Source organism: Streptomyces sp. NPDC054842 (genome assembly GCF_053611025.1).
This window is the reverse complement of sequence record NZ_JBSGZN010000017.1, coordinates 24,465-43,532: the sequence shown is the minus strand read 5'-3', so window position 1 is coordinate 43,532 and position 19,068 is coordinate 24,465. Positions and strand designations below refer to the sequence as shown.

11 protein-coding genes are annotated in these 19,068 nt (G+C 72.3%); 3 read left to right on the top strand and 8 right to left on the bottom strand.

Translation table 11 applies throughout. The annotated features are described in order from the left end of the window. Positions 1-9 precede the first annotated feature (9 nt). The 6 genes from ACWGIS_RS15905 to ACWGIS_RS15880 all read right to left on the bottom strand — a co-directional run bounded on the left by ACWGIS_RS15905 (position 10) and on the right by ACWGIS_RS15880 (position 12,351). Complete coding sequence (locus ACWGIS_RS15905; RefSeq protein WP_453362994.1) at positions 10-7,776, bottom strand: amino acid adenylation domain-containing protein; 7,767 nt, start codon at positions 7,774-7,776, stop codon at positions 10-12. 44 nt (positions 7,777-7,820) lie between these two features. After that, a complete protein-coding gene (locus tag ACWGIS_RS15900; RefSeq protein ID WP_453362993.1) occupies positions 7,821-9,008 on the bottom strand; it encodes an NAD(P)/FAD-dependent oxidoreductase in 1,188 nt (395 codons plus the stop codon). 230 nt (positions 9,009-9,238) lie between these two features. After that, the gene (locus ACWGIS_RS15895) at positions 9,239-9,469 is read right to left on the bottom strand and encodes an acyl carrier protein (protein ID WP_453362992.1); all 231 of its coding nucleotides are present in this window, start codon (positions 9,467-9,469) and stop codon (positions 9,239-9,241) included. A 36-nt stretch (positions 9,470-9,505) separates the two neighbouring features. Beyond that, the gene (locus ACWGIS_RS15890) at positions 9,506-11,089 is read right to left on the bottom strand and encodes an amino acid adenylation domain-containing protein (protein WP_453362991.1); all 1,584 of its coding nucleotides are present in this window, start codon (positions 11,087-11,089) and stop codon (positions 9,506-9,508) included. Positions 11,090-11,168: 79 nt separating this feature from the next. Beyond that, entirely contained in the window at positions 11,169-11,942 is a 774-nt protein-coding gene (locus ACWGIS_RS15885) for an LmbU family transcriptional regulator (RefSeq protein WP_453362990.1), read from the bottom strand. 193 nt (positions 11,943-12,135) lie between these two features. After that, entirely contained in the window at positions 12,136-12,351 is a 216-nt protein-coding gene (locus tag ACWGIS_RS15880) for an MbtH family protein (RefSeq protein ID WP_453362989.1), read from the bottom strand. A gap of 563 nt (positions 12,352-12,914) precedes the next feature. Between ACWGIS_RS15880 and ACWGIS_RS15875 the strand changes: the two genes are divergently transcribed. Continuing rightward, on the top strand, positions 12,915-13,712 hold the full coding sequence (locus ACWGIS_RS15875) for a thioesterase II family protein (RefSeq protein WP_453362988.1): 798 nt from the start codon (positions 12,915-12,917) through the stop codon (positions 13,710-13,712). A gap of 734 nt (positions 13,713-14,446) precedes the next feature. Further along, the gene (locus tag ACWGIS_RS15870) at positions 14,447-15,556 is read left to right on the top strand and encodes a serine hydrolase domain-containing protein (RefSeq protein ID WP_453362987.1); all 1,110 of its coding nucleotides are present in this window, start codon (positions 14,447-14,449) and stop codon (positions 15,554-15,556) included. 335 nt (positions 15,557-15,891) lie between these two features. On the opposite strand, the gene ACWGIS_RS15865 is transcribed toward ACWGIS_RS15870, so the two are convergent. Then, positions 15,892-16,899 (bottom strand): ParB/RepB/Spo0J family partition protein, encoded by a 1,008-nt coding sequence (locus tag ACWGIS_RS15865; protein ID WP_453362986.1) that lies wholly within the window; start codon positions 16,897-16,899, stop codon positions 15,892-15,894. Positions 16,900-17,527: 628 nt separating this feature from the next. On the opposite strand from ACWGIS_RS15865, the gene ACWGIS_RS15860 reads away from it, so the two are divergent. Beyond that, entirely contained in the window at positions 17,528-18,313 is a 786-nt protein-coding gene (locus tag ACWGIS_RS15860; RefSeq protein ID WP_453362985.1) for an LmbU family transcriptional regulator, read from the top strand. Between the two features lie 31 nt (positions 18,314-18,344). Here the strand turns inward: ACWGIS_RS15860 and ACWGIS_RS15855 are convergent, their stop codons facing one another. Then, positions 18,345-18,989 carry an FMN-binding negative transcriptional regulator gene (locus tag ACWGIS_RS15855; RefSeq protein ID WP_453362984.1) on the bottom strand — a complete coding sequence of 215 codons (645 nt, stop codon included), beginning with the start codon at positions 18,987-18,989 and terminating at the stop codon, positions 18,345-18,347. Between the last annotated feature and the right edge of the window lie 79 nt (positions 18,990-19,068).

The window sequence follows — 19,068 nt, the reverse complement described above, 5'->3', positions numbered from 1 at the left end:
GTGCAGCTCCTAAACGTTCATCTGGCGCAGCTGGAGGCGGTTCGACTTGCCCGACTTCTTGATGTGGCCCGCCAGTTCGGCGACGGTCGGACTGCGGAACACGGTGGTGACCTTCACGTCGACCTTGAGCTCGTTGCGGATGCGGCCGATCAGCCGGGTGGCCAGCAGGGAGTGCCCTCCGTTGTCGAAGAAGTCGGCGTCGATGCCGATCTCCTCGACGCCGAGCAGCTCCGCGAACAGCCGGCACAGGACTTCCTCGTCACGGTTGCGCGGTCCTCGTCCGGTGGCGGTCTCGGTGCGTTCGGGTGCGGGCAGCGCCCCGCGGTCGAGCTTGCCGCTGGGTGTCTGCGGGAACCGCTCCAGCACGACGATCGCCGAGGGGACCATGTAGGCGGGCAGGTGCTCGCGGGCGAGGGCCGTCAGCACGGCGACGTCCGGACCGGACGGCTCGTGCGTGCCGGCGGCGGGCACCACATAGGCGACCAGGCGCTGGTCGTCGGCGTGGTCCTCGCGCACCACGGCCACCGCGCTCTCCACGCCCGGGTGCGCGGCCAGCACCTGCTCGATCTCGCCGAGCTCGATGCGGAACCCGCGCATCTTGACCTGGAAGTCGGAGCGGCCGATGTACTCGACCTGCCCGTCCCCGGTCCACCGCACGACGTCGCCGGTCCGGTACATGCGCGTTCCCGGCGTGCCGAAGGGGCAGGCGACGAAGCGGGCCGCGCTCAGGGCACTCTGGCCCAGGTAGCCGCGGGCCAGCTGGGTGCCGGCCAGGTACAGCTCGCCGGTGACGCCGGGCGCCACCGGGCGCAGGGCCGCGTCCAGGACGTACACCTGCGTGTTCCAGATGGGGGTGCCGATGGGGACGCGGTCGGCACCGGGCACGTGCTGCCAGTGCGTGACCTCCACGGACGCCTCGGTGGGCCCGTAGACGTTGTGGGCGGTGCAGCCGGGCAGCAGGGTGGTGAACTTGTTGGCCAGGGCGGCCGGGAACGCCTCGCCGGCGACCTCGATCCAGCGCAGGCTGGTGCACTGCGCGGCGGTGGGTTCGGCGACGAACGTCTCCAGCAGCGAGGGCACGAAGTCCGCGCCGGTGACCTGGTGCCGCTGGATCAGCTGCGCCAGGTAGGCCGGGTCGCGGCGCCCGTCCGGGCGGGCGACGACGACGGCGGCGCCGGCCTGCAGCGGTGCGAACAGCTCGGGCACCGACACGTCGAAGCTCGCCGTCGTGCTCAGCAGCACCCGGTCCTCGGGCGTCACGTCGAAGTGCGCCAGTCCCCACTTCAGCCGGTTCGTGATCGCCCGGTGCGCGACCGGCACGCCCTTGGGGCCGCCGGTGGAGCCGGAGGTGTAGATGACGTACGCGGCGTTGTCGGGCGACAGGGTCCGCGCGGGGTCGGTCTCCGGGTATCCGGCGACGTCGGGAAGGGCGCTGTCCAGGACCAGGAGCGGCTTCGCGCTGTCCAGCACGTGCCGCACCCGGTCGGCGGGCAGTTCCGTGTCGACGGGCACGTAGGCGGCACCCGCCTTGACCACCGCGTAGATCGCCACCATCAGGTCCACCGAGCGGGGGATCCTCACCGCGACGAGCTGCTCGGGACCGGCGCCCTGCTCGATGAGCCAGTGCGCCAGCCGGTTCGCCCGCCGGTTGAACTCCCCGTACGTGAGCTGCTCGTCCTCGGCGATGACCGCGACGCGCTCGGGGTCGCGGCTCACCTGGGCCTCGAACGCGTCCGGCAGGGTGGTCGCGGCCACGGGGTGCGCGGTGTCGTTCACCCGCCGCACCAGCCGGTCCCGCTCGTCGTCGGCCAGCACGTCGACGCCGGCGACGGGCACCGTGGGGTCGGCGAGCACCTGCTCCAGGACCCGTACGAGGCGGGCCGCGATCGTCTCGGCGGCTGCCCGGTCGAACAGGTCGGTCTGGTAGTCCAGGGACAGCCGCAGGTAGGGGTCGGAGGAGTTGAGGGTGAGGGGGTAGTGCGAGCCGGCGAACGGCCTGATGGCGTCGATGGTGAAGCCCGCCGAGGTGTTCGCCTCGACGATGCCCTCCCGGTCCACGGGATAGTTCTCGAACACCACGATCGTGTCGAACAGGCTGGGCAGCCCCACACCGCGCTGGATGTCGGCCAGCCCGTAGTAGTGGTGGTCGAGGAGGCTGATCTGCCGGTTCTGCAGATCGGTGATGACCTCGCCCAGGCTCTGGCCGGGCCGGCACAGGGCCCGCGTCGGCAGGGTGTTGATGAACAGGCCGACCATTTCGTCCGAGCCGCTGAGGTCCGAGGGGCGGCCGTTGACGGCGGCGCCGAACACCACGTCCTGCTGCCCGGTCAGCTTGCCCAGTAGGACCGCCCAGGCGCCTTGCAGCAGCGTGTTCAGGGTGACACCCAACTGGGCGGCGCGCCGGGCCAGTTCGCGGCCCTTGTCGATGGACAGCGGCACCTCGATGCGCCCCAGTGAGGACGCCTGTCCGGTGGGGACCAGGTCCGCGGCGACCAGGGTCGGCTGGTCGAATCCCTCCAGCTCGCTCTTCCAGCGGGCGGCCGAGGCCGGCCGGTCCTGCCTGGACAGCCAGGCCAGGTAGTCGCCGTAGCTGCGCACCGGGGCGAGGTCCCCGCCGTCCGCGTACAGCCGGACCAGATCGGTGATCACCATCGGCGAGGACCAGCCGTCGAACAGCGTGTGGTGGGCGGTGATGACGAGCTTGGTCCGCGTCGGCCCGCAGGTCAGCTGGGTGAGGCGGAACAACGGGGGCCGGGCGGGGTCCAGTTGCTCGGCCCGGTCGTCGGCGAGGGCCTTGTCCAGGGCGGCTTCCTGGCCGCTGTCGTCCAGCCCGCTCACGTCGATGTGCCGCCAGGGCAGCGCGACGTGCTCCGGCACGACCTGCACCGGTTCGCCGTCGGCGGTGGTGACGAACGCCGAGCGCAGGTTGGGGTGGCGCTCCAGCAGCGCCTGCCCGGCCGCCCGCATGCGTGCCGCGTCGACGGGTCCGGACAGATGCAGCACGAACTGCATGTGGTAGACGTCGAAGGCGCCGTCGGCGAGCGCCGCCTGGAACTGGATGCCGGACTGGCCCGGGGCCTGCGGCCACACCTCGGCCAGCCGGCCGTAGCGCTCCTCCCAGGTCTCGATGTCGCCCTGGCGCACGGTGACCAGCGGGGCGTCGGAGGGGGTGAGCCCGCCGACGAGCGGGCGGGCGGCGTGCGCGGCCATGCCGTGCAGCACCCGCACCCACAGCTCGGCCACCTCCGTGGCCTGCTCGCGGGTCAGCACCCCCTGCGGGAACAGGAACGCGGCCTGCAGTCGCGTGCCGTCGGCGGTGTCCGTGGCGACGGAGTTGACCTCCAGGGCGGACAGCGCGGGAAGGTCCCCGTCCGGCTGGGCGATCAGCTCCGCGGACCAGGACGCGGGGCCCCAGCCGTCGCTGCGCAGCTCCTCGGGCACATCGGTGTCGGAGATCCGGCCGAGGTAGTTGAAGCCGATCTGCGGCACGGCCAGGTCTTCGAGCTGTTCGGCGCCGTCCGGGTTGAGATAGCGCAGCAGCCCGTAGCCCAGGCCCTTGTCCGGGATCCGGCGCAGCTGCTCCTTGACCAGCTTGATCGCGGTGGCGGCGGCGGGGCCGCCGGCCAGCACGTCGGCCAGGTCGACGGTGCGGACGTCGATCCGGGCCGGGTACATGGTGGTGAACCAGCCGACGGTGCGCGAGAGGTCGGCGCCCGGGACGGCGTCCTCCTCGCGGCCGTGCCCCTCCAGGCGGACCAGGGTCGGGGTGTCTGCGGAGCGCCAGTGGTCGACGGCCAGGGCGAGTGCGGCGAGCAGCACGTCGGTCCCGGTGCCGCGGAACGCGGCGGGCAGGGTGGTGAGCACCGCTTCGGTGACGTCGGCGGGCAGCTCCACCCGGACGGTGTCCAGGGTGGACCACACGTCCTGTGCCGGGTCGAGGGCCCGGCTGCCCAGCGGCGGGTCGGACGCTTCGAGGAGGTCGCGCCAGTACGCCAGTTCGGTCTCCCGGCGCGGGTCCAGCGCCTCGTCGGCGAGGGCGGCCGCCCAGCGGCGGGCCGAGGTGCCGACCGCGGGCAGTTCGGGCCGGTGCCCGCGCCGCACCTGCTGCCAGGCCTGGGCGAAGTCCGCCATCAGGATGCGCCAGGAGACGCCGTCCACCACCAGGTGGTGCAGGACCACCAGCAGCCTGCCCGCACCCGACGGCGGGGCGAACCAAACGAAGTCCGCCATGGTGCCGGCGCGCGGATCGAGGCGGCCGACCGCTTCGTGGAGCTCCTGCCGGGCGGCCGCCAGCAGCGAAGGATCGTCCCAGCGGCCGTCGCACGCGACGCGCCGGACGAGGTCCGCGGCGCGCACGCTGCCCGGGGCGGGCACCACGAGCTGGGGCTGCGGGCCGTCTTCGAGGCGGGCGCGGAGCAGGTCGTGGCGTTCCAGAACGGCGTCCAGGGTGGCGCTCAGGGTGTCGGCGGTGATGCCGTCGGGCAGTTCGAGGACCATCGACATGGCGAACCGGTTCATGCCGCCGCCGTGCTCGAACACCTGGCGGGCCACCGGGGGCAGCGGCATCGCTCCGATGCCGCCGCTCTCGTCCTCGGCCAGCACGGGCACCCGGCCCTGGCGGTCGCGGGCCGCCTCGGCGAGGCGGGCGGCCGTACGGCACTCGAAGATCTCCCGGGTGGACAGCTCCAGGCCCCGGGCGCGGGCGCGGGCCACCACCTGGATGGAGCGCAGGCTGTCGCCGCCGGCGGCGAAGAAGTCGTCGTCGACGCCGACCCGGTCCACGCCCAGGACGTCCGCGTACGCGGCGGTGATGATCTTCTCGGTGTCGGTGCGGGGCTCGCGGTAGGTCTCGCCGCCGAACTCCGGCTCGGGCAGGGCCGAGCGGTCCAGTTTGCCGGTGGGTCCCAGCGGCAGCCGGCCCAGAGCGACGAACGCCGAGGGCACCATGTAGTCGGGCAGACGCGCCGCGACGAACTTGCGCAGCTCGGCGGAGGACGCGCCGGCCAGCACATCCACGTCGCCGATCCCGCCGGCTCCGTCGTCGCCGACGCCGCCCTCGCCGGTGTGCACCACGTAGGCGACCAGCCGACGGCCGCCCGCGGGCACCTCCCGGCTGATCACCAGGGCCTCGCTGATGCCGGGGTGGCGGGTGATCGCCGCCTCGACCTCGGCCGTCTCGATGCGGAATCCCCGCACCTTGACCTGGCCGTCGCTGCGGCCCACGCACTCCAGTCGGCCGCGCGCGTTCCTGCGGGCCAGGTCGCCCGTGCGGTACATCCGCTCGCCGGGGGCCCCGAAGGGGCTGGCGACGAAGCGTTCGGCGGTCAGGGACGGCCGGCCGTGGTAGCCGCGGCCCAGGCAGGTGCCGGCGACGTACAGCTCGCCGATGACGCCCGGCGGCACCGGCGCCAGTCCCGGGCCCAGCACGTAGGCGCTCATGTTGCCCAGCGGGGTGCCGATGGGCACGACGTCGCCGTCGTCCCACTCCTCGGACGGCTCCAGGGTGAAGGTCGTGGCGTAGAAACTCTCGCTCTGCCCGTAGCAGTTGACGATGCGCGCCTCGGGCAGGGCCTGGCGCACCTGGTGCACGAGCCGGCCCGGCAGCACGTCGCCCGCGCAGACCACGGTGTGCACGTCCGGCGCCTTGTCCAGGCGGCCCGCCAGTTCGGTGAGCACGGTGGGCACGCCGCTGACGACGTGGCCGTCCCAGCCGTCGCGCTCCCCCAAGGCCAGTGCGTTGTCGACCAGTTCGGCGGTTCCGCCGGTGCTCAGGGTGGTCAGCAGCTCGAAGACCGAGACGTCGAAGTTGACGGAGGTGGCGGCCAGCATCCGCCGGCCCGGCTCGGTGCCCACGACGCGCACCAGCTCGCGCACTCCGTCGACGACACCCCGGTGCGTGATGGCCGCGCCCTTGGGGGTGCCGGTGGAACCGGAGGTGTACATCACGTAGGCCAGGTTGTCGCCGGTGAGCGGGGCCCTGCGGTCGCTGTCGTCCGGTGCGCCCTGCGGGGTTTCCCAGTGGGCGCGCCCGTCGACGTCGATCACGGTGAGGCCGCTCGCGGGCAGCTCCTGGCCGGTCGCGGTGTCGGTGACCGCGAAGCGGGGGGCGGCTTCGCGCAGCACGCTGGGGGCACGGCCGGCGAGGTAGCGCGGGTCCAGCGGCACGTATCCGGCGCCGGACTTGAGGATGCCCAGCAGGCCGGCCACCAGGTCCTCGGTGCGGGGCAGCGCGAGCAGGACCAGGTCCTCCGGTCCGGCGCCGCCGCGCAGCAGCTGCCAGGCGACGGCGTTGGCGCGGTCGTCCAGCTCACGGTAGGTGAGGATGCGTCCCTGGCATTCCAGGGCCGGGGCGTCGGGGGTGCGGGCGACCTGGCGCTCGAACAGCCGCGGGACCGTCGTCTCGGGCACCGCGGCGGCAGCCTCGACGGAGGGGGTCAGCAGCAGGGTGCGCTCGCTGTCGTCCAGGACGTCGAGGGTGGCGACCGGGCGCCGCGGGTCGGCGGTCAGCCGCCGCAGGACGCGGACGAAGCGCCGCGCGATGCTCTCGGCGGTGTCCCGGTCGAAGAGGCCCGCCGCGTACTCCAGGCGGCAGTTCGCCCCGCCGGACCCGTTCGGCAGCAGGTCGAAGAACAGCTCGAACTTGGCCGTGCCGGTCTCCAGCCGCTCCACCTCGACGCCCAGGCCCGGGAGTTGGAGGTCCGGTACCGGCGGCTGCCAGGACAGCATGACCTGGAAGAAGGGGTTGTAGGCGGTGGAGCGGTCCGGGTTGAGGAGCTCCACCAGCCGCTCGAAGGGCAGGTCCTGGTGGTCGTAGGCGGCCAGCGAACGCTCCCGCACCTGCCCCAGCAGCCCGCGGAAGTCCGGGTTCCCCGAGAGGTCGACGCGCAGCACCCAGGTGTTGACGAAGAACCCGACGAGATCGCGGAGTTCCTCGTCGGTGCGGTCGGTGATCGGCGCGCCGATGGACACGTCGTCGCCGCAGCCCAGGTGGTGCAGGAGCACCGCCAGGGCCGAGTGCATGACCATCGAGACGGTGGTGTCCGCCTCCGTGGCCAGCTTCTCCACGGCCGCGAGCAGGTCGGCTTCGATGTCGAAGGGGATCCGGTCGCCGTCGGGGCTCATCACCCGGGGGCGCGGCCGGTCCGTGGGCAGGGCCAGCGGCTGCGGCAGGTCGGCCAACGCCGTGCGCCAGTAGTCGAGTTGGCGGGCGGACAGGCTCTCCGGGTCGCTCTCGTCGCCCAGCACCTCACGCTGCCACAGCGTGTAGTCGGCGTACTGCACCGGCAGGACCTCCCACGCCGGCGCACGGCCCTCGGCGCGGGCGGCGTAGGCGGTGGTCAGGTCGCGGAACAGCGGCCCGAAGGACTCCCCGTCCACGGCGATGTGGTGCGCGACCACGACGAGGGTGTGCTCGCGCGGGCCGCTGCGGAGCAGCCGGGCGCGGATCGGGATGTCGGCGGCCAGGTCGAAGGTCCCGGTGGCGGCCTCCTCGATCGCCGCCGCCCGTTCCTGCCGCGTGACGTCGAGGACCGGCAGCGCCAACGGCGCCTGCTCCAGCGGCAGGACCCGCTGGTGCGGCACGCCGTCGTCACTCTCGACGATCACCGTGCGCAGCACCTCGTGCCGGTCGACGACATCGCCCAGCGCCGCCTCCAGCGCCGCCACGCTCAGCTCGCCGGTCAGCCGCAGGGCGAAAGCGCCGTTGTAGGTCGGCGAAGGGCCTTCGAAGCGGTCCACGAACCACAGCCGACGCTGCGCGAACGACAACGGGATCATTGTTTCTCCAAATCGGCGAGAACCAGGAGGGAGCGGGTGGCAGCTCAGCTCAGGTCGAGCAGGGTCAGCAGGTCGTCGTTGTAGAAGTCGTCGATGGAGCACGCCCCCGACAGCGTCGAGAAGTAGCGGTCGATGTGCTCCTGGTGGCCGACCAGTTTCTGGAGCATCTCGACCCGCCCCTGGGGCTTGAGTTCGGCCACGTTCAGCGCGCCCTGGTACTGGCTCAGGGCTTCGCCGCTCAGATCGTTCTCGTAGCGGCGCAGGGCCGTGCGCAGTGCGGCGTCGTCGTGCAGGTTCTCCCCGATGTGGCCGGTGAGGGACTGGGCCTGGACGAACGCCTCGGTGATGCCGCGGGCGGTGATGGAGTCCTTGTGGTTGACCGCGTCACCGACCAGCACCCAGCCGGGTCCGTACGCCTTGCGGAAGTAGTTCTCCTGGTGGCCCGTGCCGTACAGCTGCTCCACCCGCCGGCCGGCCGCCATCCGCTCGTACAGCTCGGGCGCCGTCGTGCGGAAGGAGTCGAGGTAGAAGGGTTCGACCCCCTTGCGGACGTCGTTGTACTCCTCCTGCGGGAAGTAGGTCATGAGCAGCGTGAGGTCGTCGTTGGTCGGGATGACGCCGATCCAGCGGCCCGGCCGCTCGTACAGCTCGAAGTGCGACGGTACGTCCGCCCAGTAGCTGTAGTAGGTGCACGTCACCCGCGGGTGCTCGATGACGTTGGGCGCGCCGGCCTTGCGGGCCACCACGGAGCGCATGCCGTCCGCGCCGACGACCAGGCGGGCCCGGTCCTCGGTCTCGGTGCCGCCGGGCGTGCTGTAGCGCACGCCCACGACCCGGTCGTCCTCCCACACGAGGTCCTTGACCTGGCAGGACTGGCGGAACTCCACGCCGGCCGCCACGGCGCCCTCGGCGAGGATCGGGTCGAGGACGTAGCGCCGGGGCGCGTAGGTGTGGTGCAGGCCCTCCAGCGGCTCGGAGAAGCCGTCGATGCGAACACCCGGGCCCTCGTAGCTCTGGCGGGTGATCGGCCGGCAGCCCGCGTCGCGCAGCGCGTCCAGCAGGCCCCAGCGCTTCAGCAGCGCCATGCCCTGCATGTGGATGTAGTGGGAGGACAGGGTGTCCTGCGGGAACTGCGCCTTCTCCAGGAGCAGGACACGGTAGCCCTGCCGGGCGAACAGCATGGCCGTCGGCGAACCCGCACAACGGGCACCGATGACAATCACGTCGTACATGGCGCGCCTCTCTTACCAGGTAGTTGTCTGACGCACTGCGGCCGAGGCCGTGAAGTGCCCGTGCGGTGCGGCCCGTTGGGGGGTGCGGCCCGGCGAACAGGTCGCGGCGGGGCACGGGCGGCGGGGCAGCGACCGCGCCCGGGGTGGGCCAGCGGCCGCGGTGGTGTGCGGTCGCTGCCGCCGTGCTGTGCCGCGCGGCGGGGCCGCGACGGTGGTGCCGGCCCCGGATGTCAGGGGGCCAGGGTGCGCTGGGACTCGATGTAGGCGGAGATGGAGGCCACCGTGGGGTTGAGGAACATCTGGTCCATGGGCACCTCGACCCCCAGTTCCTCCATGAAGGCCCCCTGGATCCCGACCATGATCACGGACTGGCCGCCCAGGGCGAAGAAGTCGTCGTCGGGCGCGATGTCGTCGCGGCCCAGTTCCCGGCACCAGATGGCGCGCACGCTGTCGGCGGTCATCGCTGTCCTTCCTGATGGTGTCGCAGGGCGGGACGGCTAGGCCGCCGTGCCGCTGCCGGCATAGGTCTTGAGTGAGCCGATGAGTGCCGCGCGGTCGACCTTCCCGTGCGGACTCAGCGGCAGGCGCAGGATGTTCACGAAGCGGGCGGGGACCATGTTCCGCGGCAGCGTCCTGAGCAGCCGGGTGCGTACGTCGTCCTCGGTGAGCTCGTCCCGGCTGGGGACCAGGAACGCGGTCAGCTCGGCCTCGCCGGAGTCCGTGTACATGGCCACCACGGCGGCCTCCCGGACACCGGCCAGCTTGCCCAGGGCCCGTTCGATGTCGGTGGGGTCGATGCGCATGCCGCGCACCTTGACCTGGGCGTCCATCCGGCCGGCCACGACCAGGTGGCCCGCTTCGGTCACGTAGCCGCGGTCGCCCGTGCGGTACAGCCGCAACGGTGCGCCGTCGACGAGGACGGTGGCGAACTTGTCGTTCTCGGGCCCCGCCGCGCCCAGGTAACCCGCGCCGACTCCGGCCCCGGCGATGCAGATCTCGCCGTACTCCCCCGGTCCGACGCCGCGCAGCTGCTCGTCCAGGAGGTGGATGTCGGTGTTGTAGGCCGGGGTGCCCACCGGGGCGATGTCCTGCTCGCCGGAGCGGTAGTGGGCCAGGTCGTAGGAGGTGGCGACGTCCGTGCACTCGGCGACGCCGTACTGGTGCAGCAGGGTGCAGGTGTTGCCCTCTCGGCGGGCCCACCCGGTGAGACGTTCGGGCTTGAGTGCCTCACCGCCGAAGAGCACGTAGTCGAGGCGGGTGAGCGCGTCACCGCCCCGTGCCCGCTCCCAGTCGACCAGCACGTACAGGGTGCTGGAGGCGCAGTGCACCACGCGGATCTCGTGCTCGCTCAGGATGCGGTACGCCATCATGGCATCGAAGTTGCGGCTGGCCATCAGGTACTGCGTGGCACCGCAGAAAAGCGGTGTCATCAGGGCCCGTTGGGAGAGGTCGAAGCCGAACGCGCTGACGATGAGGTTGTGGGAGCCGCTGTGCAGGCCGTACTCGGTCTTGAGCCAGTTCATCAGGTTGAACCAGCCCTCGTGGCGCACCGCGGTCAGCTTCGGCGTGCCGGTCGAGCCCGAGGTGAAGACGGCGTAGCACACGTCGTCGCCGGTGACGTCGACGTCCGGTGAGGTCGCGGGGAGCGCCTCCAGGTGCTCGGTGAGCTGCTCCAGGTCGATGACGTCGACGGTCGCCGACTCGACCATGCCCGCGGTCGCCGGGGACGCCACGATGAGCGCGAGGTCCGGGACCTGGCCCAGCAGCAGCTCCAGCCTCGCCGCGGGATAGGCGGGGTCGAAGGGGACGTAGGCCGCGCCCGCCTTCAGGGTGCCGAGGATGGCGACGAGCATGTCGATGGAGTAGTCGAGGCAGACGCCGACCTTCGCGCCCCGGCCGTGGCCGCGCAGGCCCAGGAAGCGCGCGAACCGGTTCGCCCGCACGTCCAGCTCGGCGTACGTGATCTGCCGGCCGGCCCAGCGGACGGCGACGGCGTCGGGGGTGGCCAGCGCGTGCGCCTCGAACTGGCGGTGGACGACGGGCACCGGGGGCAGGGCAACCCGCTTTCCCTGAAGGATCATCAACTGGCTCCGATGTGAGGAAGGTCGGTCGAACAGTGAGCCGGGTCGCCCCGCGTGGGCGGGACCGGCGTTCGTGGCGTCAGGCGCCGGGCCGAAGGACGGCCGGCCGGTCGGCGGCCTCCAGCACGCGGGCCGCCCACTGGGTGAGGGACAGACCGTGCGCGGCAGCGGCCTTCGAGCAGTGCTCCAACTGGCCTGCGGAGAGCTCGATGGTGAGCGTGGCGCCACCGGCCGCGCCCTGCCCCTCTTGTCGGTCCTGGAGGACGGTCGAGCCGGTGGCCGGCTCGGTGGGACGGGACGCCTCCGGTCGCTCGGCGCCGCCCGTCGCGGGGGATCCGGCGGCATCGCTCTGCACCGCCAGGCCCGCGCGCAGGGCGCGGCGCAGTTCGTTGCGCGACCACTTGTGCTGCTCGGCCTTGCGCAGCCAGTAGTCCTGCTCGGGGGGCGAGAGGCGGGTCACCTCGGCGTGATGGGCGAAGCTGAGACCGTCGCGCCGTCGGTCGTGCTCGAACCTCCGGGCCACCCACGCGTAGTTGCGCAGGGTCTGGTAGTCCAGCCCGGTCCGCTCGACGGCCTCCTTGTAGCGCCGCCAGCCGTAGGTGGCCTCCCCGTAGATCAGCCAGTCGCCGAGCCACCACGCGGAGGAGTTCACCAGTTCGCGCAGGTTGGTGCCGATCTGCTCCCAGGACCGCTCCGGCAGATTCTGCGGGAAGGTCATGCCCGACTTGCCCACGGTGGCCTGCCTGCCCACGAAGGACAACAGCGCGTCGCCCTGCACGGGCTCGCCACGGTGCTCCGCCGGCCTGGCCCGGTACCCGCTCGCGGTCCTCACAGCCCCCGTCACAGCCTTCATCTCCCCACTCGATGTGTCTCTCTTCCCGGGCTTCCCGGGCATGCCGCCGCGGTCGGGCCGGCCCGGCGGCGATCGCCGCTTCTTCCCGCGGAGCCGGGCCCGGCGGGCCGCGGCGCTCGCGCCGGGGGCCCCTTCCGGTGCACGGGGGCGGATTCCGGCGGTACTCGGACCCGGCCCCGCGCGGCGGGCCCGCTCAGTCCGCCGCCATCGCCTCCTGCAGGCTCTTGGGCCGCAGGTCGGTCCAGTTCTGCTCGACGTACTCCAGGCAGTCGGCCCTGGCGGCCTCACCGAACACCACACGCCAGCCGGCGGGCACCTCGGCGAACACCGGCCACAGGGAGTGCTGCTCCTCGTCGTTGACCACCACGTAGAAGCGGCCGTCCGCGTCGTCAAAGGGGTTCGTGCTCAACTGGCACCGTCCTTGTCCGTCATGGGGTGACTGCAGATGGGAAACCGCCGGGCCGAAGGCCGGCGGACGCCGGGTACACCTCACCGAGGGGAGGCCCGTCCGGTCGACAGGACACCCGTGCGAGTGTCCGGTCGACAGGACACCCCGCACCGGCGGCGACCCGGCGATGCCACGTCACGTTAGGGACCCGGCCCTCGGCGCTACAAGGGCGGAGGAAGCGCCGGGCACCCCGGCACCAGGCGGCACCGGCCACCGCCGGCAGTCTCTGTACCGGGCGGCCCTCCTGTGCCACGATGCCGCGCTCGCGGACCGGCCGGGCGGAACGCCTGAGGATCACTCGAGAGCCGCCACACCTGCGGCGGAGCGCGCCTCCCTCCCCCGCCCGGGCCGCCCGGCGCCGCTCTAGGGTCTGTCGTTCGGAGCAGGCCGGCCGTGACAAACAGTTCGCCTTGGCCGACCCGAGCGGGGTCTGGTGCGTGCCGGACCCCGCGACGCCGGCATGATCCAAGTGACAGGCCCTAGGGTGCGAGGTGCGCCGCCGCCGAACGAGAAGGGTGATCGCGATGGACAGTGCCCCGGACGCCCTGCGCCTGTTCGTTCTGCACCACGCGGGAGGCTCGCACGTGCTCTACCGGCACTGGCCCGCCCAGCTGCCCGCCGCCTGGGACGTACGGCTGCTCGACGCACCCGGCCACGGCGTACTCCTCGACCAGCCGCTGATCAGCGACGCGGGTCTCCTCGCCGACTTCCTGCTGCGCGCCATCGAGCCGGAACTGCGTTCCCCCTACGCCCTGTTCGGGCACAGCATGGGCGCGCTGGTGGCGTACGAGATGACGCGGCGGGCCGCCGAGCGGGAACTGCCGCCGCCGGTGTGGGTCGGCGTCTCCGCGCGCCCGGCACCGCAGTCGGCCGGCCCCGACCGGCGGTACCACGAACTGCCCGACGCCGAACTGTGCAGCCGGCTGAAGTCACTCGACGGCACGCCTGACGAGATCTTCGACGACCCAGAACTGTGGGCCCTCCTCGCGCCCGTCATCCGGAGCGACCTGCGCCTGGTGGAGAGCTGGCGGCCCACCCCCGGCGCCCCGCCGCTGCCGGTGACGCTGTCCGCGTACGCGGGCGGCGAGGACCACTCGGCCTCCCCCGGCCACATGGCGGGCTGGGCAGAACACGCCGTGCGCTTCGCGGGCCTGCGGGTCTTCGAGGGAGGTCACTTCTACTTCCAGGACGACCCGGGGCCGCTGCTGCGGCAGATCGCGCGGGACGCGACCGATGCCCTCCACGCGTCCCGCGCGTCGGCGGTGACGGCGGCAAGGGCAGTGAGGGCGGTCCCCGGGACGCCCGACACGGCGCACTCCTGACGAACCACCGCTGAACGCGCCGGACCGCCGCCGCCGGATCCACGGCGCATGCCGTCCTGGCCGCAGTGCCGGGCTGCACTGAGGTGCGGCGCGCTGCGGCGCGGTGGGGTGCCAAGTCGACGGTGAGCTGGGGTGCCAAGTCCCCGGTGCGCCACCGTCGTTCGCGCACCGATCAGGCGATGCCGAGCAGGGTGACAGGCATGCCCAGGTGGCATCTCCGCGGTTCCGCTGTCGGCCCCTCAGGCCACGCGCCCAAGCCCTCGCACGGCTGGTCACCTACACCCACCGGACTCGCGCATCCGCGCCGTCGGGCGCTGCCCCCTGCCCGGGAACATCCCGGAGAACGGCCACGGCCCGCCCCCCAACCCCGCCTCCGCCCGTCGCGTCGTCGCGTCGTCGCGTCGTCGCGACGACGCGTCCAACGGTCTCGCCAGATGCGGAATCAAGGACCTTCTTTTAGCCAACTCGGTGCAGTGCAAGGGTTATTGAGTGGCCGGCGTGGGGGTCTTCTACGCGCCAGGCCGGCGTTCGGTTCCGTGTGTGTCCGCGAAGGCGCCCGACCGCTATGTCGCCGTTCGGGGTCGCGCCTCACACGCTGTTCGCACACAACACCGGTGACCTACTCTGCCGCCGACGGACCGCACAAGTACGGCATCAGCCAATAAGACGACTGTCAGGAGCGGGGAATGACGATGCGTAACAAGCCAAGAACCGGCGCGGTGGGTGTGGCGGCAGTGGCGATCACTGCCACCTTCCTCACGGGGCAGGCGGGGGCGGACACAGCGCCCACTCCGGGCCACCAGGCGACGAAGGCCGCCATCGACGCGGCCGTCGCGGGCGGTATCCCCGGTGTGGCCGCCGAGGCGCGGGACGCGGCGGGGGTCTGGAAGACGGCGTCGGGCGTCGGCGACCTCAAGACGCGTGAGCCCCGCGGCAAGAACGACCGCTTCCGCGTCGGGCACCTCACCAGCACCTTCGTGGCGACGGTGCTGCTCCAGATGGAGGCGGAGAAGAAGCTCTCGCTGGACGACACCGTGGAGCGCCATCTGCCCGGACTGGTGCAGGGCAACGGCAACGACGGCGGCGCCATCACCGTGCGGCAGCTCCTCAACCACACCAGCGGGCTGCCGGACTACTTCGCCGACAGCGACTACGTCGCCACGTACGTCCAGGGCGAGGGCTACCTCCAGCACCGCTACGACACGCTGCCGCACGACAAGCGCGTCAAGGTCGCGCTCACCCACCCGCCGGCGTTCGCGCCCGGCACCCGGCACGGGTTCTCCAACACGAACGACGTCCTGGCCGCGATGGTCGTCGAGAAGGTCGGCGGGCGCCCGTACGAGAACGAGGTGCGCCAGCGCATCATCGAGCCGCTGGGGCTCAAGGCGACGTCCAACCCCGGCACGGGCGCCCAGCTGCCCGCACCGAGCAGCCGCGGCTATTCCAAGCTGTTCTGGGACACGCAGCCGGACCGCATCGACGACGTGACGGAGGTGAACGGCTCGCAGCTGTGGGGCAACACCGACCTCATCTCCAGCGCGGGCGACCTGAACAGGTTCTACGGGGCCCTGCTGCGTGGGAAGCTGCTTCCGGCCCAGCAGCTCAAGGAGATGAAGACGACCGTCGTCAATCCGGACTTCCCGATCTCGTCCTACGGGCTGGGCATCGAGCGGCTGTCACTGGGCTGCGGCGTCGACATCTGGTATCGCGACGGAGGCACCGTGGGATGGCTGTCCCTGGTCGCCCTCACGGACGACGGCCGCCACCAGCTGGCGTTCAACTACAACGGTGACTGGCGGGCGGACGAGATCCTGCCCATCCTGAACGCGGAGTTCTGCTCCTAGCTCCGGGCACGCGGCACGTCTCGTACCGAGGTCGAGGCGGGCCACCACACCCCCACACCGTCGGCGGTCCCGGCTCCCCCATGGCCACGCCGGGACCTGGCGGCCGAGGCCGCGCCCCACTCGCTCCCCCTGCCGGAGACGGCCGGACGCGTCGAGACGGCCCGCAGGGCAGCAGCAACTCACAGCGGCAGCGACCTGACGGGCAACGCACGTCCGACTCAGCCGCGGCGCACGGCAAGCGCCCGACGTCGCAGGCCGGAGGGCCTGTCTCCCTCAAGTGCATACGTACGCACCGGTGTTGTCGCGTACTGCCGGCCTTGCCTACGGAGGCCCCGTCACCGTCCTCGGGTCTCGAGCTCGTCGGCCAGGCGCAGCCAGTGGTCGGCGCAGCGGCGGGCCGCCTGCGCGAGAAGGTCGGCGCGGTGGCCGGGCACGCTCCGCGCCAGGCGCCGCCACTTCGCCTCGTCGCCGAGGGAGTGGACGCTGAGCAGGTGCATCAGTGTCCGGCCGGCCTCCGTGCGCAGCGAGGGGTCCTTGCACACGTTCGGCAGGAGAAGCCCGATGGCGGCGGCGGAAACACGGGCGCCGGTGCGGTTGCCGGCCGACCGCGCGGGAGTGGCGGAACTGGTCTTCTCCGTGGGCTTCTTGGGGAGCAGGGGGTCCTGCCCCCGCCGTATCCGGTCCCGCACGTCCTTGGCGGTGGCCGTGGCGATACCGGCCTGCATGGCTATCTGCCGGAGCGACGCCCCGGGGTCGGCGGCGATCACCCGGCTCGCGCGCAACCGGCCCTCGGCCGCCTGCAGCGGCCGGCTGCGCCCGTCCCGGCCCACCCGGGTGTTCAACTGCTCGTCCTGGCCGGTTGAACGGCGCCGTAGAGAGGCGACGGTGCTTGCCGCGAGCCCGGCGGTGGCGGCGATCCGCCGGTCGGACCAGTCCGGACAGGCCCGCAGGATGCGCTGCGCCGCGGCCGCGCGGTCGGCCTGCGAAAGCGGCATCCCGTGGGCGAGGTTCAGCCGGACCGCCAGGGCGAAGGCCTCCGTCTCGCCGCCTTCGAAGAACTCCACGTCGATGGTGTCCTCACCGCGCAGCCGCGCCGCCTTGAGCCGGTGCATGCCGTCGATGACCCGCATGGTCGGGCGGTGCACCGTGATCGGTGGCAGCGGTGAGTCGACCCCGGCGAGCATCCGCACGCGCGCACCGCTCTCACCCTCGATCCGCGGGGAGTCGGCGTCCAGCAGCTCGTCCACGTGCACCGTGACCCGCCGCCCAACGCCCTGCTTGCCGGCGGCGACGGGAGCGGCGGGGTCCGGGCCGGGCCGGACGGTGACCAGTCGGAGACCCATCACAGTCCCCTCCCGTGCGCGGGGGTACGGGCCCCTGCCGGCACCCATTCACGGACGTCTGCAGCGGTGATCGCGAAAAGCCTGTTCAACAGAGAACTCCCCTCCACGGGCATATGGGCCCAAGAGGCACAAAATACATTCCATCCGGTTCTTTTCGGCGTCCAGGCGGTCGGCACACGCGAAAAAAGCCGAGCCCGTCAGAACGGGGAAACCCGTGACCGGAAGACCTCGCGAAGGCGCACGGCTCACCGGGTTCAAAAGAAACATACCCACCGCATTCGCGTACCGCCCTGTGGTGACGCCGCCGTCACGGGAAATCCGGTCGGGCGCCCGGGAAATGGCCGTTGCGGGGAACGAGGGGGCGAGCAGCGGCCTCGGTGGCTCCGACCGGGGCGGAGGTGTCCCGTCGCCGGGACAGCTCGTTCGGACCGCCGCAGGACCGCCGGCCACCGCGGGCGCCGGTGCGCGCGGACACCGGCGAGCGGGTGTCGGGGCCCGGACCAGGCACCGAAGGTTTCACGCCGGCACGCGGATGTGTTCGACGTGCGGCCGTTCGAGTGCGGCTCCGGTTGCCCTCCACCCCGCCCTGGGAGGGTTCTCAGCGGTTAGGGACCCATCTCATGGAGGCATGATGACGCGTCAGGCCGGTCAGACGGCGGGATCGCACGGCGGCTCGGCAACGGCCCTTCCGCAGCCCCCGCCGCGCACCGCGCCGCGCCGGGCCCCGGTGCTGACGACCAAGGTGGGCCTGCAGATGCCGGCCAAGATGGCCTACGACGAGTGGGAACGCGCCGGGCGTCAGCTCGCCGACGTCCTGGACTCCTCGTCGTGGTGGCTGGGCGACTGGCTCGTGTACGGCAAGGACCACTACACCGACCGCTACCAGCGCGGCATACGCGCGGCGGGCCTGTCCTACCAGACGCTGCGCAACTACGCCTGGGTGTCACGGCGTTTCGACCTCACCCGGCGCAGGGCGGCCCTGAGCTTCCAGCACCACGCGGAGCTGGCGTCCATGCCGCTGGAGGAGCAGGACGTGTGGCTCGACCGCGCCGAGCAGCGGCAGTGGACCACGAAGCAGTTGCGCGCCGCCATCCGCGCCGACCGCCAGGGCGAGCCGCAGCAGCCGGCGACCGCCGCCGAACCGAGCCGCCGCCTCGACGTCCCCGGCAGCCGCTTCCAGTGGTGGCACCGGGCCGCGGAACAGTTGGGCGTCGACTTCGAGCAGTGGGTGCTCGCCACCCTGGACACGGCTGCCGCCAGTGCGCTGGAGGAAGCCGCCGCTCCGCGGGAACGGGAGGCCGGGGAGAGCTCCGGGCTCGCGGCGGTCGAGGCGCCCGCCACGGGCGTGAGGGCGGACCACGCCCGGGCCGACGGCTTCCCCGAGCAGGTCCACCCCGTGGCCATCAGCGCCTGAGACGCCGCGAGCCCGTGGCGGCGGCCCTCGTTCAGGGCAGGCGGCTCATCAGCGCCGAGGTCTCACGCCGATAGGTGCACTCGCTCTGCCCGAACGACTCCCGCACCCGCTCGCGCACCTCGCCGGGCTGCTCCTGGCTGAGCTTGAACATGCCCTCGGCTCCGGTCACCGTGAACCGGAAGGCCCCCACGGCGGGCACGATCTTGCGGAAGTAGCCGAGCGATTCGGTCATGTCCCAGCCGGTGCCGAACCCCTCCTCGAAGGCGCTCACGGTGGACTGCACCACGCCCAGCGTCTCCTCGGTCGAGGAGATCTTCTCCACCACGCCCCGCACGTGGACCGCGGTGAAGTTCCAGGTCGGGGCCGCCGGCGTCTTCTCGTAGACGGTCGGGGAGACGTAGGAGTGCGGGCCGGTGAACGTCAGCAGCAGGACGGCGCCCGTCTCCAGCGCCTCCCAGTGCGGGTTGGCACGGTTCATGTGCCCGAGCAGTGTGGCTCCCGGAAGGTCGCCGCTCCAGTCCCCGGACGTCTCGGGGTCGAAGATCACCGGCAGGTGCGTGGCGAACGGGCCGTTCTCGCGAGTTCCGTTGGTCACCGCGAGCGCCAGCGGGTTGCCTCGGATCAGATCCACCATCCACGAACTGCCGGGTTCACGGTAGAAGCTGGGAACGAACATGCGGAGTCACCTTTCGGCAATTGTCACGGGGCATGACTGCGAATCGGGGCGACGCGCATACGCCGGAGGCCGCCACGCG

Bases quoted from the DNA above. Each gene is read 5' to 3' on its own strand.
- ACWGIS_RS15905 (WP_453362994.1), bottom strand. From the start codon at position 7,776: ATGATCCCGTTGTCGTTCGCGCAGCGTCGGCTGTGGTTCGTGGACCGC.
- ACWGIS_RS15900 (WP_453362993.1), bottom strand. From the start codon at position 9,008: ATGTACGACGTGATTGTCATCGGTGCCCGTTGTGCGGGTTCGCCGACG.
- ACWGIS_RS15895 (WP_453362992.1), bottom strand. From the start codon at position 9,469: ATGACCGCCGACAGCGTGCGCGCCATCTGGTGCCGGGAACTGGGCCGC.
- ACWGIS_RS15890 (WP_453362991.1), bottom strand. From the start codon at position 11,089: ATGATCCTTCAGGGAAAGCGGGTTGCCCTGCCCCCGGTGCCCGTCGTC.
- ACWGIS_RS15885 (WP_453362990.1), bottom strand. From the start codon at position 11,942: ATGAAGGCTGTGACGGGGGCTGTGAGGACCGCGAGCGGGTACCGGGCC.
- ACWGIS_RS15875 (WP_453362988.1), top strand. From the start codon at position 12,915: ATGGACAGTGCCCCGGACGCCCTGCGCCTGTTCGTTCTGCACCACGCG.
- ACWGIS_RS15865 (WP_453362986.1), bottom strand. From the start codon at position 16,899: ATGGGTCTCCGACTGGTCACCGTCCGGCCCGGCCCGGACCCCGCCGCT.
- ACWGIS_RS15860 (WP_453362985.1), top strand. From the start codon at position 17,528: ATGATGACGCGTCAGGCCGGTCAGACGGCGGGATCGCACGGCGGCTCG.
- ACWGIS_RS15855 (WP_453362984.1), bottom strand. From the start codon at position 18,989: ATGTTCGTTCCCAGCTTCTACCGTGAACCCGGCAGTTCGTGGATGGTG.